Below are 13,039 nucleotides of genomic sequence, written 5' to 3'. Positions count from 1 at the left end.
ATGAGCACTTCCGAAACTACTGCACGACTGTCTGTAGGCGATAAAGCACCTGACTTCACGTTGCTGGATGCAGCGGGCAAAGAAGTTAGCCTCGCGGATTACCGAGGACAGAAGGCCATCGTTTATTTCTACCCAGCGGCATCAACACCAGGCTGCACCAAGCAGGCCTGTGACTTCCGCGATTCGCTGGAGTCGCTCAAGTCCCTGGGGTATCAGGTACTGGGTATTTCGCCCGACAAGGTGTCTAAGCTAGAGAAGTTCGCCACCACCGAGGAGCTCAACTTCCCGTTGCTTTCGGACGAGGATCATGCCGTAGCTGAGGCCTACGCTGCGTGGGGCGAGAAGAAGAATTATGGCCGCACCTACGAGGGGCTAATTCGCTCAACCATCGTCGTGGACGAGCAGGGCAACGTGGAGCTTGCTCAGTACAATGTTCGTGCTACAGGTCACGTTGCAAAGCTACGTCGTGACTTGGGGATTGACCCAAAGTAGTCGCGATGACTCGCCGATTTCGCATCGGTGAAAAACTCCGCTACACTGATTGAGGTCGCCTTCAAGGATTCCGGTTCTTGGTGTAGCGCTAGCGAGTATGGCGGAATTGGTAGACGCGCTGGATTTAGGTTCCAGTGTCTTCGGACGTGAGAGTTCAAGTCTCTCTACTCGCACCAGAGAAAACCCTGCGGTCCCAGTTGCTGGATCGCAGGGTTTTTGCATGCCTCGCGGCTTGCCCGTGGGCGTAGTATCGAAATACACAGTTAGTCAGTGGCGGTGACCGCTGCCCCACGTCGCGGCAAGGGAGAACCGTCATGGCCGAAGAGCGTTTGCCTACCACCTACGGGCTGGCGGCATCTGACCCGCAGCAGATCCTGATTGATCGCGGGAACATCAGCGCCTCGGATCTCGAGCAGATCGAACGGATTATGGCTGAAATGGGGCGCATGAGGCAAATCGAGCGCAAGATCATGCGCAGTTCGCAACGTTTCATGAAACTCAATGAGACGGATATGCGGGCGTTGCGGCAGATGATTGCCGCAAAGAACACGGGCAAGGTGCTGACCCCGTCGGACCTGCGCGAGTACCTGGGGATATCCAGTGCCTCGGTGACCAAGATGGTGGACCGGCTTGAAGCCAACGGCCATGTCAGGCGAAGCCAGCATCCCACCGACCGGCGTTCGCAGTGCATCGAAGTCACCGAGCAGACGCACTTGGCCGCGCGCGAGCAAATGGGACGGCACCATGCGCAACGATTCCAAGTCGCCCGCTCCATGACTGCCGAGGAGCGCGAGATCGTGATCCGCTTTCTCTCGGTGACCTCTGATGCGCTGGAGGGGAGCCTGGAGCAGGCCGCGGAGCAGGGGCAGTAGCGGGCCTATGGGCTACACCTGCTGGTTATCGTGTTCGGCGGCCGTCACGATATTCTTGATGGTGGCCGGGAAGATGATCCCGTGGAAGGGATACACGGCCCACCAGTAGCATCGTCCCCACAGGCCGCGTGGGAAATACACGGCGCGTTGGACCAGCTCGGTCTCCCCGTTCTCTTGGGGGCTCAGCCGATACTCCAGCCACGCCTGGCCAGGGACGCGCATTTCAGCCCGCAATCGCAACAACCGGTCCTGCTGGAGGGCTTCCACGCGCCACCAGTCCAGCACATCGCCCAGGGCCAAGGTGCTCTTGGAGCGCCGCGTGCGGCCAGAGCCCACGCCTCCGGCGAGCTTGTCCAGCAGCCCGCGCAACTTCCACAGCGTGGGAAAGGCGAAATACGGCGAGTCCCCGCCGAGTCGCTGTACCACCTGGAACAACTCTGGTGCGCTGGCCGTCGTGGTGGCCCGGCGGACGTCGCTGTAGCTCTTGCGCCCGGCCCATTGCGGGTCGGAGGGCAAGGGCTCGGCTGGTGCCGACAGCGGATGGGCCGTGGCCCACGTGGTCTCCACCGCGTCCGCCTCGATTTTCTCCAGCGCCAGCTCCACCGCCCTGGGGTAGTCGCACAAGCCTTCCGCCGGCGGGGGAATCAGCGTGTCGATCTCGCGGGAGCCCATGACGCAGTCGTGCTGCAGGGATTGCACCAGAGCCGAGGCCAGGGTGCGCGGCAGCGGGGTGACTAGGTTCACCCAGTGCGAGGCCAGCCGCGGAGTCAGCAGGGGCAGGGCCCACACCGAGGGTTCGCGCAGGCCTGCGCAACGGGCGTAGATCTTCATCAGTTGCGCATAGCTGTAGGCCTTCGGGCCGCCGATATCGTAGACGCCCTGCACCGGCCCCTTAAGCTGCGCGGCGCGGACCAGGTAGTGCAGCGCGTCGCGCACGGCGATGGGCTGGACCTGATTGGTGACCCAGCGCGGAGCCGGCATCACCGGCAGCACGTCGCTCAGATGCCGGATCATCTCGAAGCTGGCGGATCCCGACCCGATCACCAGTCCTGCTTGGAGCACCAGGGTGTCCACCGACGAGGCCAGGATCTTACCCACGGCCACGCGCGATGCCAGATGCTCGCTCAGCTGCCCTTGCGGGTGCAGGCCCGAGAGGTACACCACCTGCTCCACACCCTGGTGCTTCGCGGCCCGGGCCATGATGGCGGCGCAGTTCTTTTCCTGCTCGGCAAAATTGCTCGTGCCGGACATGGAATGAACCAGGTAGTAGACCAGCGCGACGCCGCGGCACAGGCGGTTGACCGCCTCGGCGTCTTCCAGATCGCCTTCGATGATCTCAACCTCGTCGTGCCACGGAATGTCGCGAAGGCGCTGTGCGTCCCGGGTGAAGACCCGCACCTGATGCCCGTTGCGCAACAGCCGGGGGACCAGCCGCCCGCCAATGTATCCGGTGGCTCCGGTGACGGCGATCAGGCTCATGAAATTCTCCCTCCGGTACCGGCCGCGGTTCGGCGCCGCCACGCAATCAGCAGCGAGCCGAGCAACGCGGCCAGCGCGCAGCCCAGCGAGGCATAGCCAACGATCTCCGAGGGGTTGCTTCCGGCCAACCGGCTCACGCCGATCCAGGCCAGGCCCCAGCTGATGGCCAAGGCGGCGAAGGCATTGCCGACGTAGTAGCTGATGGCCATGGCCACCAGCGCGGCAACCACCAGCAGCGCTACGGCTGTTGCGGGGGCCCACCGAGCACCTTCGCCGACACCCAGCGAGAGCAGCCAGGCAGCCACGTTCGCGATGCTGGCCACGCAGACCCACCCGAGGTAGAGCCCGAAGGTCAGCCAGATCACCCAGTACTCGGTGCGTGAGCCCGGGGTTCCGGAGGACATGAGGCGGATCATCCAGGCAAGGACGGCGACGAGCGCGAAAATGACGATCACGCTGAAGCCGAGCCAACCCAGCTGGACCACGGAAATCCAGGCGGCGTTGAGCAGAGCCGAGATCATCGCGGGAACCCTGAGTTTCGCGCCCCAGCCGGAGCGCCGTCCCGGGGCGGTGAGCTGGTAGACGCCATAGACCGCAAGCCCGGTATAGACCACGCTCCAGATGGAGAAGGCGGGCCCAGCCGGGGCCAGCAGGGTCGCATCGGCGCTCAGGTAGCCGCCGGCAACTTGCTGGACCGGGGTTCCGCCGAAGGCGCCGCTGCCGATGAAGGATACGGCGATGGCAATGAGCAGGGATAGGGCGGTGAGCAACGGGGTGGTCCATAGCGGATCACCGATGCGCTGCGCGCCGGGCGATAGTGCGGGGTTAGGCGATCGATTCACGGGGTCCTCCACAGGTTCTTCAAAGATTTCCAAATCCGGGTCGACAAAACGAGATAGTTAAACAATGATGTATCTAGATAAGCTAAATATCAACCTTTCGAGATAAGTGATCATGCGCCACACACCACCGCTTCGAACCTCGGATTTGTTCCGGGTGCTCCTGGGCCTGCAGCGTGCCTATGCACAGAGTGAAGTGCGTTTTCGTTCCAGCCTCAACCTGAACGATACAGATCTGCGGGCCGTGAACCTCCTGCGCTCCCGGCAAACGCCCAGCCCCGGCGAACTCGCCCGGGAACTGGGGCTTTCCTCGGCCGGGATCACCTCGGTGCTCGATCGCCTCGAGGCCAGGCAGATGGTCCAGCGCGAGCACCACGGATCGGATCGACGCCGGACACTGGTGCGCCCGGGCCGCGCATTCCCCGGGAACGCCGGCGCCTCGATGGTGCTCCTGCGCGGCCTGCACCGGTTCTACTCCCAGCTCGATGAGCCGACCCGCCTCGCGCTGGGCCAGCTGCTGGCCCAGATCCATCGGGAGCTGGAAGCCACCGGCGCGACGGCGCCCGCAGTCCCCACATCCACCCCCACCACGCCCCCGGAGCAGTGACCAATGACCACGCACACACGAAGCCATCGCGGCCAACCTGCCGACGCCCAGCCGAAGAGCGCCGAGGCCCGGCTCATCGACGACCCCACCCGCGCGGCCATCAGCCAGCGCCTGGCCCAGATCGGGGCGCAGGCGCAAGCGCGGGCAGCCGCCTACTCGCGGACCGCCGCCGAGCTCTGGACGGAAATCTCCGGCGGCCTGGCCACCGGAAAGATGATGCGCCCGGCTTTGGTCATGCTCGGCTACCGCGCTTTCGGCGGCCGCAACGAAGCGCGGGCCATTGACCTGGGGTGCGCCTTCGAGCTGCTGCACACCGCCCTGCTGATCCACGACGACGTGGTGGACAGGGACTTCGTGCGCCGTTCCGAACCGACCATCTCGGCGCGCTACCGGGATCAGGCGAGGGCGGCCGGGCGGAGCCTGGCCGAGGCCGAGCATGCCGGGAACTCGGTGGCGATCATCGCCGGGGACCTGCTGATCAATGAGGCCATCAAGCACGCCATCAAGGCCGCCGCGGGGACCGACGCGGAAGCCGCAGTTGAGCAGGCTTTCTTCCAGGGCATCGAGCAGGCAGGGGCCGGCGAACTCGAGGACCTGCTCTTCTCCCTGGGCGCCACGCCGGCGACCACCAGCGAAGTGCTGCGCATGGAGCAGCTGAAGACCGCGGCCTACTCCTTCCAGCTGCCGCTGCAGGCCGGGGCGCTGCTGGCCGGGGCTTCCAGCTCGCAGGCCGATGACCTGGGCACCGTGGGGTGCCAGCTCGGCGTGGCCTACCAGGTCATCGACGATGTGCTGGGCACCTTCGGGGATCCGATGCGCACCGGGAAGTCCGTGGAATCGGACCTGCGTGAATTCAAGAGCACCATCTTGCTGGCGCTGGCCGCCGAGCAGCCCGAGTTCGCGGCGCTGCTGGCCGAGTTCCGGTCCGGCCGCATTCCAGCCCAGCAAATCCGCGCGGAATTGACGGCCCAGGGGGCCGAGCGCTTCGCCCGGCAGCTTGCCGAGCAATTGTGCGCGCGGGCCACCGGCTCGGTGGCCTTCCTCGATCTGCCCGATGAGGCCCAGGCGCTCCTTCGCACCTGCAGCCACCTGATTCTGAATCGAAGCCGATGAACCTGATCAAGCCCCGGGGCATCGCCCCGCAAGCCCCGGCATTGCAGCGGTACTCGCTGACCGCCCAGCGCAGCGCCAAGGTGCTGCTCGAGCAGTACTCCACTTCCTTCTCGCTGGCCTGCCGGCTGCTGGATGCGGTCAGCGCCACGCATATCGCCAACATCTACGCCCTGGTGCGGCTCGCCGATGAAATCGTGGACGGGGTGGCGCAGCAGGCCGGCCTGGACGCCGGGGACATCGCGGCCTGCCTGGATGACCTGGAAGCCGAAACCCGGCGCGCGATGCAGCGCGGCTACAGCACCAACATGGTGGTGCATGCCTTCGCGCTCTCCGCCCGGGCCACCGGCATCGGCACCGAGCTGACCACCCCCTTCTTCTGCTCCATGCGGGCGGACCTGACGACATCAACCCACGACGCGCACAGCCTGGAGCACTACATCTACGGCTCGGCCGAAGTCATCGGGCTGATGTGCCTGCAGGTCTTCCGCGCCATGGACTCGGCCCCCGAGCTGCGCCCGGAGCAGGTGGAACAGGCCCAGCGTTCGGCCCGCAGTCTCGGGGCGGCCTTTCAGAAGGTCAACTTCCTGCGCGATCTGGCCCAGGACAGCCTGGATCTGGGGCGCGCCTATTTCCCGGGCATCGACGCGCGGGACTTCGGCGAGGGGGACAAGGCCCTGCTGGTCCAGCAGATCGATGCCGACCTGGCCACCGCGCGTTCCGGGCTGGAACTGCTGGCTCCGCCGGCAGCCCGTGCCGTCCGCCTGGCCCATGACCTCTTCCGGGAGCTAAACCGCCAACTGGCCGCGGCCCCCGCGAAGGAGCTGCTGCGCACCCGCATCTCGGTCTCCACCGGCCGCAAGGCGCTGATCGCCGCGCGGGTGCTCGTGCCCTGGGCAGGACCCAGGGAAGCCAAGACGCAGGCAGGGGGCAGCAAATGAGCGGCGCGCCGCAGGACGTCGTGGTCATCGGCGCCGGATTCTCCGGACTGGCCAGCGCAGGGCTGCTCGCGGCCCGAGGATGCAAGGTCACGCTGCTGGAGCAGCACAACCATGTCGGGGGCCGCTCGGGACGCCTCGAGCGCGACGGCTTCCGATTCGACACCGGCCCGTCGTGGTACCTCATGCCGGAGGTCTTCGAGCACTGGTTCTCCCTGATGGGAACCAGCGCCAGCGAGCAACTGGATCTGCGCTCCTTGCCCATCGGCTACCGCACCTTTTTCCAGGGGCGGCAGGCACCGGTGGACGTGGGCACCGGCACCACGGTCCGCGAGTTGTTCGAGACCCTGGAACCCGGCAGCGCGCCCGCCCTGGACGAGTACCTGCGCACCGGGCGCGAAGGCTATGAACTGGCCCTCCAGCACTTCTTGTACGATGATTTCAGCTCGCTGGGATCACTGCTCAAGCCCGCGATCCTGCGCCGGCTCCCGCAGCTGGCGCCGCTGCTGGGATCGAGCTTGGAGAAGTATCTCGCGCGGCGTTTCCAGAGCACGGAATTGCGCCAGATCCTGGGCTATCCGGCCGTGTTCCTCGGGTCCAGCCCGGAGCGCACCCCGGCGCTGTACCAGCTGATGAGCCACCTGGATTTGACCGACGGCGTCAAGTACCCGATGGGCGGGTTCGCCGCGCTGGCGGATGCCATGGCCGATCTAGCGGCGCAGCACGGGGCGGACATCAGATTGGGCGCCACGGCCACCGCCATCGAGACCAGCTCCAGGGGCCAGGCCGCGGTCACCGCGGTGGAATGGATCGATGCGCACGGCCAATGCCATCGGACCCCGGCGCAGCATGTCATCGCCGCGGCGGATGCGCAGCATCTTGATCGCCAGCTGCTCCCAGAACGCCTGCAAACCCATTCGGCGCGCCGCTTCGCGCGCCGGGACCCTGGGCCCAGCGCGGTCCTGGTGTGCTTGGGCGTCACCGGGGAACTGCCGGAATTGCGGCACCACAACCTGCTGTTCACCCGTGATTGGGCCGATAATTTCGCGCGCATCCGCCAGGGGCGCGCCCTGCAGGGGGAAACCAGCATCTACGTGTGCAAGCCTAGCGCCACGGATCCCGGCGTCGCGCCACAGGGCTGCGAGAACCTGTTCATCCTCGTCCCCGCCCCGGCCGCCCCTGAATGGGGCCATGGCGGTGCCGACGGCAACGGGGAGAGCATGGTGGAACAGGTGGCCGACGCGGCCATCGACCAGCTCGCCGCCTGGGCCGGGATCCAAGACCTGCGCGAGCGCATCGTGGTGCGCCAGAGCATCGGGCCCGCGGATTTCGAACAGCAGTACGGGGCCTACCGCGGCGGGGCCCTCGGGCTGGCCCACACGCTGGGGCAAAGCGCCATGCTGCGCCCAGGCAATCACAGCACCAAGGTCTCGGGACTGCACTATGCCGGCAGCACCGTGCGCCCGGGCATCGGCGTACCCATGTGCTTGATCAGCGGGGAGCTGGCGGCCAAGGCCGTGCTGGGCCTCGCCGGCCCGGGCCCGCTGCGCGAGCAGCCGCTGGCCGGCTCTGAAGGGGAGGCGGGGGCATGATCTACCTGAGCATCCTGCTTTTCCTTCTGGCCTGCATGGCATTGCTCGATGCCCGGTTCACGCTCTTCGTCTTCGCTGCGCCGCTGCGGGCGCTGCTGTGCTTGGCCGCGGGCACCGGGTTCTTCGTGCTCTGGGATGTGATGGCCATCGAACGCGGGATTTTCGTGCACAAGGAATCCGAGCTGATGACCGGGATCATGGTGGGCGAGCAATTCCCGCTGGAAGAGGTGTTCTTCCTGATTTTCCTCTGCTACTGCTCGATGATCGCCGTGGCCGGCACGCACCGGCTCGGCGCCCGAAGCCCGCGCCCCAGCCGCGGCGGCCGCACCAATCCCAAGGAGCCGGGCAATGTTTCTTGAAATGAGCCTGTGGTTCCTCGCCGCGGCCAGCCTCGTGTTCCTGGCGGGGCTGCTGGCCAGCCGACGGCGGCTGCGCACCGTGGCGCGGCCCATGCTGCTGGCCATGGGCCTGATGCTGCTGCTCACCGCGGTCTTCGACAACCTGATGATTGCCGCGGGCCTGTTCGACTATGGAAGCCACGCGCTGTCCGGGGTCCGGGTGGGCTTGGCGCCGATCGAGGATTTCTTCTACGCCGCCTGCGCGGTGCTCCTGGTTCCGGGGCTCTGGTGGCTCACCGAGCCGCTGGAGCGCCGCCGCGCAGCCAGCCAGCGTTCTGCTAAGCCAACCGGAAGGACCCCGCAACCATGATTCGCGCCATTCTGGCCACCTCGCGGCCGGTGTCGTGGGTGAATACCGCCTATCCCTTCGCAGCCGCCTATCTCTTGGCCGGCGGCGGGCTCGATGCGATGCTCATCGTGGGCAGCCTCTTCTTCTTGTTCCCTTACAACCTGGTGATGTACGGGGTCAATGACGTCTTCGACTACGAGTCCGATTTGCGCAACCCGCGCAAGGGCGGCATCGAAGGCGCGCTGCTGGCCCGGCAGAGCCATCGAATGATCCTGCTGGCCTGCCTGGTGCTGGCCGCACCGTTCCTGGCCGTGCTGGTGCTGGCCGGCGATCTGGCAGCCAATGTGGTGCTGGCGGGCTCGATGGCCGCCGTGCTGGCCTACAGCCTCCCTGTCCTGCGGTTCAAGGAGCGGGCCGGGCTGGATTCGCTGACCAGCGCCGTGCACTTTGTCTCCCCGGCGGTCTACGGGTGGGTCCTGGCCGGTGCTCCCGTGCACCGGACCCAGTGGATGGTTTTCGGCGCGTTCCTGCTGTGGGGCGTGGCCAGCCATGCCTTGGGCGCAGTGCAGGACATCATCCCCGATCGCGCAGCGAAGCTCGGGTCCATCGCGGCATCCCTGGGCGCGCGCCCCACGGTGTTCCTGGTGCTTGGCGCCTATGTGCTGGCCGGAGCCATGATCTTTTTCGGCGTGTCGGGCCTGCCGCGGCTGGCCGGCCTGCTGGCTGTGCCCTATGTGCTCAATGTGCTCCCGCATGTGGGCGTGGACGATGACTCGTCGGGTACGGTTAACCGGGCGTGGAAGAGATTTTTGTGGATTAACTACCTGTGCGGATTCCTGCTGACCATGCTGCTCATTTCCACCGCCTTGTTCACGGGCTAACCACAATCAAGAAGTAGAGGCAAAGAATGGATGTCATCTTGCTTTCCGCCGATGGCCAGCCCATCGGCACGCAGTCCAAGCAGACGGTGCATAGCACAAATACCCCCTTGCACCAGGCTTTCTCCTGCCATGTGATCAACGATGCCGGGCAGGTACTGGCCACCCGCCGGGCTTTGGGAAAACTGACCTGGCCGGGAGTGTGGACTAATTCCTTTTGCGGACATCCGCAGCCGGGGGAGGACCTGGAGCGTGCCCTGGCGCGCCACGCACAGGGGGAGCTGGGCCTGGAGGTCCGGGACGTGCGGATGGCGCTTCCGGACTTCCGCTACCGGGCCGTGGATGCCTCGGGCATCGTGGAGAATGAAATCTGCCCGGTATTCACGGCGATCGCGGCAGGAGAGATCGCCGCGAATCCGGAGGAAGTCATGGATTACTGCTGGGTGGAGCCCGGGGCCCTGGCCCAATCGGTGAGGGCAACTCCCTGGGCATTCAGTCCGTGGCTGGTCATGCAGGCCAATGGCATGGAGCTCTACCGAAGTCGAGGCTAGCGCTGTGGCAATGGCCACCGGCCGATGCCCTGGGGCATCCACCGGTGGCCATTGCCAGCCGGGATCTCAGGCCAGCGGCTATACGAAATTCTCGGTGCCCTCGATGGTGTTCATGAAGTGGTCCATGAAATCCGCGAAATCCCGGGCATCGGATTCCTGGTCGATCTGCGCGCCGACGGTCACGGCATCGTCGATGTGGTAATCGATGCTCGGCTTGTCCGGGATGTTGAAGCGGAAGACCCGGCCGGTGGAGGTGGCTACCTCATAGCCGCCATCGCTGAGCTCGGCGAGCTGATTCACATTCGTGTTGTTGATATTGATGGCATTTTCCGACGCGCGCAGATCGTTGGCATTGACCGGGGCAATGATCAGTTCTGCGGGCTGGCGCCGATATCCAATGACCTTTAGACCACCCGAACCGGCAATGCCGGTGCCGGCTACAAGGTTGTAGCTGGCGAAGTTGGGGATCTGCGAATCGAAGGCCTCGTGGAGACGGGCCTTGACCTGCTCGGCTGGATTTTCTTCTGGGCGGTTGTCCATGCTTTCTACTCTACCGATAGTTTGGACAATTTGATCAGTGGTGACATTAATCGAAATGTGTCATGGAGATGTCATGGGATGCATGATTGGTCATATTGACAAGTAGAATGAGATTTATGAGCCAGGATGCTACGCCGAATATCAAACCGCATGCCCGTGTGGTCACTGTCGGTTTTCGCTCGGCCGGCCTTCTGGGTGAGTATTGCGCTGAGAGCTATGTATATTACTGCGCTTGTCCAGCGTTCCCTGTCAGGCGTTTCATTCAACGCGGTTCGCCACAAGAGGCAGCGAAAATGCTCACCGGGTAAACCACGAGTCCACACATTGGACATCCATCTCATATAATGAGATGGTCGGGGCGTCTATTTGCTCTTTGCCTTCGGGTAGAGAAAACTAGAGGCATGCAAACAAACTTCGATGTTCTACTAGTTATCAGGCGCGGAGCCTGAGGCGCTGTCCCACTAAGCAGACAGAACATCGGTAACGCGCAAGCCCCCTTTCGTCAGTAGTGACGGCCGCGGGGCGTTTTTTATGCGCAAACGAAGAGATAGAAATGGAAAGGATCCCGATGAGCAACTCAACACCCGCCAATCCGGCGTCGGTTGCGAAGTCAATCAATCGAACCAAGGATGCCGCCGCCGCTGTCTCTTCCGTTGTGGAAGCTTCGAACCCGGTACAGGGTCCGAATAATATCGTTGCTCCCACACAGATGACGGGCTCACAAGCCATCGTCCGCTCGCTGGAAGAACTAGGCGTCAAAGACGTCTTCGGATTACCAGGTGGGGCCATCCTTCCCACCTATGATCCACTGATGGATTCGACCAAGATCAACCATGTCTTGGTCCGCCACGAACAGGGTGCCGGCCACGCCGCACAGGGTTTCGCCATGGCCAGCGGCGAGGTAGGCGTATGTATCGCCACCTCCGGTCCAGGCGCAACCAACCTCGTCACCGCACTGGCCGATGCCAATATGGACTCGGTGCCAATGGTGGCCATCACCGGTCAGGTGCACAGTGCCTTCATCGGCTCTGATGCATTCCAGGAAGCAGACATTGTTGGCATCACGATGCCAATTACCAAGCACGCTTTTTTGGTGACCAAGGCAGAGGACATTCCACAGACTCTGGCTAGTGCCTTCTACCTCGCTCAGACCGGTCGCCCCGGTCCGGTCTTGGTGGATATCACCAAAGATGCTCAGCAGTCTGAAATGACTTTCTCCTGGCCTCCAAAGGTAGACCTTCCTGGTTACCGCGTGGTGACTCGTGGACACAACAAGCAGCTACGCGAAGCCGCGAAGCTGATCGCTTCGGCAACTCGTCCGGTGTTCTACGTTGGTGGTGGCGTGATCAAGGCCAACGCCCACGAAGAGCTCAAGAAATTTGCGGAATTCATCAACGCGCCAGTGGTTACCACCCTGACCGCACGCGGTGCCTTCCCAGATTCTCACGAGCAGCACGTTGGCATGCCTGGTATGCACGGTGCAGTTTCGGCTGTGACCGCACTGCAGCAAGCTGATCTGCTGATTACCCTCGGTGCCCGATTTGATGACCGCGTCACCGGTGTACTCTCGTCCTTCGCACCTAACGCGAAGGTCATCCATGCCGATATTGACCCAGCGGAAATCTCCAAGAACCGCGTGGCGGACGTGCCAATTGTTGGCTCGCTGGATGAGATCATCCCGCAGCTACATGAAGCCTGCGCTACCCGCTTTGAGAACGAAGCACCGCAGGACCTCACCGGTTGGTGGGGGATGCTGAACCGACTACGTGAAACTTACCCCATCGGATACACCGAAACCAAGGATGGTCTTTCGGCACCGCAGAACGTCATCCAGCGCATCGGTGAGCTTACCGGACCGGAAGGAATCTACGTTGCCGGTGTAGGCCAGCACCAGATGTGGGCAGCTCAGTTCGTCAAGTACGAGCGTCCACGCTCCTGGCTGAACTCCGCTGGCCTGGGCACCATGGGCTTCTCGGTTCCCGCCGCGATGGGTGCCAAGGTGGCCGATCCTGACCGCGTGGTTTGGGCTATTGATGGTGATGGCTGCTTCCAGATGACCAACCAAGAGCTGGCGACCTGCGTGATCAACCAGATCCCTATCAAGGTTGCCGTCATCAACAACTCCTCGCTGGGCATGGTTCGCCAGTGGCAGACCCTGTTCTACGATGGCAGATACTCCAACACCGATCTGAACACCGGTCATGGCACCGCACGTGTGCCTGACTTCGTGAAGCTCGCTGACGCCTATGGCTGTGTGGGTCTACGTTGTGAACGCGACGAAGACATCGACGCCACCATCAAGCAGGCCCTGGAAATCAATGACCGCCCAGTGGTGATTGACTTCGTGGTCTCTGCCGATTCGATGGTGTGGCCAATGGTTCCTTCTGGCGTGAGCAACGATGAGATTCAGATCGCCAAGGGCATGACCCCTGAATGGGAAGAGGAGGACTAGAA

At 63.9% G+C, this 13,039-nt stretch carries 14 protein-coding genes and 1 tRNA gene; 12 read left to right on the top strand and 3 right to left on the bottom strand.

Features of this window, described 5'->3' with window-relative positions; translation table 11 throughout:
* The 3 genes from bcp to FJV47_RS06890 all read left to right on the top strand — a co-directional run bounded on the left by bcp (nt 1) and on the right by FJV47_RS06890 (nt 1,364).
* Entirely contained in the window at nt 1–492 is a 492-nt protein-coding gene (gene bcp / locus FJV47_RS06900; RefSeq protein ID WP_159611394.1) for a thioredoxin-dependent thiol peroxidase, read from the top strand.
* A 91-nt stretch (nt 493–583) separates the two neighbouring features.
* A tRNA-Leu gene (locus FJV47_RS06895) sits at nt 584–668 on the top strand.
* 138 nt (nt 669–806) lie between these two features.
* A complete protein-coding gene (locus tag FJV47_RS06890; protein WP_159611392.1) occupies nt 807–1,364 on the top strand; it encodes a MarR family winged helix-turn-helix transcriptional regulator in 558 nt (185 codons plus the stop codon).
* 12 nt (nt 1,365–1,376) lie between these two features.
* Here FJV47_RS06890 and FJV47_RS06885 read toward each other — a convergent pair whose 3' ends face one another.
* Both FJV47_RS06885 and FJV47_RS06880 read right to left on the bottom strand, forming a co-directional pair.
* Entirely contained in the window at nt 1,377–2,843 is a 1,467-nt protein-coding gene (locus tag FJV47_RS06885) for an SDR family oxidoreductase (protein ID WP_159611390.1), read from the bottom strand.
* Nucleotides 2,840–3,685 (bottom strand): TspO/MBR family protein, encoded by an 846-nt coding sequence (locus tag FJV47_RS06880; protein ID WP_159611388.1) that lies wholly within the window; start codon nt 3,683–3,685, stop codon nt 2,840–2,842. The genes FJV47_RS06885 and FJV47_RS06880 overlap by 4 nt, the downstream gene beginning before the upstream one ends.
* A gap of 112 nt (nt 3,686–3,797) precedes the next feature.
* Between FJV47_RS06880 and FJV47_RS06875 the strand changes: the two genes are divergently transcribed.
* Genes FJV47_RS06875 through idi form a run of 8 tightly spaced genes read left to right on the top strand, consistent with a single transcriptional unit; the run spans nt 3,798 to nt 10,045 of the window.
* Nucleotides 3,798–4,289, top strand: coding sequence for a MarR family winged helix-turn-helix transcriptional regulator (locus FJV47_RS06875; RefSeq protein ID WP_159611386.1), 492 nt, complete (start codon nt 3,798–3,800; stop codon nt 4,287–4,289).
* A 3-nt stretch (nt 4,290–4,292) separates the two neighbouring features.
* Nucleotides 4,293–5,402: a polyprenyl synthetase family protein gene (locus tag FJV47_RS06870; RefSeq protein ID WP_159611384.1), complete on the top strand. Its 1,110-nt coding sequence runs from the start codon at nt 4,293–4,295 to the stop codon at nt 5,400–5,402.
* A complete protein-coding gene (locus FJV47_RS06865) occupies nt 5,399–6,340 on the top strand; it encodes a squalene/phytoene synthase family protein (RefSeq protein WP_159611382.1) in 942 nt (313 codons plus the stop codon). Before FJV47_RS06870 ends, FJV47_RS06865 begins: the two co-directional genes overlap by 4 nt.
* Nucleotides 6,337–7,929: a phytoene desaturase family protein gene (gene crtI, locus FJV47_RS06860; protein ID WP_159611381.1), complete on the top strand. Its 1,593-nt coding sequence runs from the start codon at nt 6,337–6,339 to the stop codon at nt 7,927–7,929. Before FJV47_RS06865 ends, crtI begins: the two co-directional genes overlap by 4 nt.
* The gene (locus FJV47_RS06855) at nt 7,926–8,288 is read left to right on the top strand and encodes a lycopene cyclase domain-containing protein (RefSeq protein WP_159611379.1); all 363 of its coding nucleotides are present in this window, start codon (nt 7,926–7,928) and stop codon (nt 8,286–8,288) included. Before crtI ends, FJV47_RS06855 begins: the two co-directional genes overlap by 4 nt.
* The gene (locus tag FJV47_RS06850) at nt 8,278–8,637 is read left to right on the top strand and encodes a lycopene cyclase domain-containing protein (protein WP_159611377.1); all 360 of its coding nucleotides are present in this window, start codon (nt 8,278–8,280) and stop codon (nt 8,635–8,637) included. The genes FJV47_RS06855 and FJV47_RS06850 overlap by 11 nt, the downstream gene beginning before the upstream one ends.
* A complete protein-coding gene (locus FJV47_RS06845) occupies nt 8,634–9,497 on the top strand; it encodes a prenyltransferase (RefSeq protein ID WP_159611375.1) in 864 nt (287 codons plus the stop codon). The genes FJV47_RS06850 and FJV47_RS06845 overlap by 4 nt, the downstream gene beginning before the upstream one ends.
* 26 nt (nt 9,498–9,523) lie before the next feature.
* Nucleotides 9,524–10,045 (top strand): isopentenyl-diphosphate Delta-isomerase, encoded by a 522-nt coding sequence (idi, locus tag FJV47_RS06840; RefSeq protein ID WP_159611373.1) that lies wholly within the window; start codon nt 9,524–9,526, stop codon nt 10,043–10,045.
* Between the two features lie 78 nt (nt 10,046–10,123).
* On the opposite strand, the gene FJV47_RS06835 is transcribed toward idi, so the two are convergent.
* Nucleotides 10,124–10,585, bottom strand: coding sequence for a hypothetical protein (locus FJV47_RS06835; protein ID WP_159611371.1), 462 nt, complete (start codon nt 10,583–10,585; stop codon nt 10,124–10,126).
* A gap of 568 nt (nt 10,586–11,153) precedes the next feature.
* Here FJV47_RS06835 and FJV47_RS06830 point away from each other — a divergent pair.
* Nucleotides 11,154–13,037 (top strand): acetolactate synthase large subunit, encoded by a 1,884-nt coding sequence (locus FJV47_RS06830; protein WP_159611369.1) that lies wholly within the window; start codon nt 11,154–11,156, stop codon nt 13,035–13,037.
* Nucleotides 13,038–13,039 lie beyond the last annotated feature (2 nt).

The organism is Glutamicibacter sp. JC586, assembly GCF_009805585.1.
GTDB lineage: Bacteria > Actinomycetota > Actinomycetes > Actinomycetales > Micrococcaceae > Glutamicibacter.
Note: the sequence above shows the minus strand (reverse complement) of the source record. Positions and strands in the feature narration are given on the sequence as shown.